Raw genomic sequence first — 342 nt, 5'->3', positions numbered from 1 at the left:
AATAACGCGGTGTTCTCGGTTTATTTGTGAATAAAGAAAATATATTGATATTGTTTAGTTTTCAAAGTACAAGTTTGCCAACTTTACAGTCAGCAATGGAGAATAACGGGTTCGAACCGTTGACCTCCTGCTTGCAAAGCAGGTGCTCTCCCAACTGAGCTAATTCCCCATAATGGGCCTAAATGGACTTGAACCATCGACCTCACGCTTATCAGGCGTGCGCTCTAAACCAGCTGAGCTATAGGCCCAGATAAGCTCTTGGGATGGTAAACCCCTCAAAACTGAATAAAGTTTCAACGAACTGTGCAGGTTTCCGATTAATTCCTTAGAAAGGAGGTGATC

2 tRNA genes are annotated in these 342 nt (G+C 43.0%); both read right to left on the bottom strand.

Annotation, left to right across the window (positions count from 1 at the left end):
• Nucleotides 1–96: 96 nt before the first annotated feature.
• Nucleotides 97–169 (bottom strand) — tRNA-Ala (locus QOR82_RS09190).
• A 4-nt stretch (nucleotides 170–173) separates the two neighbouring features.
• Nucleotides 174–248: transfer RNA gene (locus QOR82_RS09185), tRNA-Ile, on the bottom strand.
• Nucleotides 249–342 lie beyond the last annotated feature (94 nt).

The sequence above is a fragment of the Limosilactobacillus difficilis genome (assembly GCF_947387495.1).
Lineage (GTDB): Bacteria > Bacillota > Bacilli > Lactobacillales > Lactobacillaceae > Limosilactobacillus > Limosilactobacillus difficilis.
The sequence above is the reverse complement of the archived record's forward strand: the minus strand, read 5'-3'. Positions and strand labels throughout refer to the sequence as shown.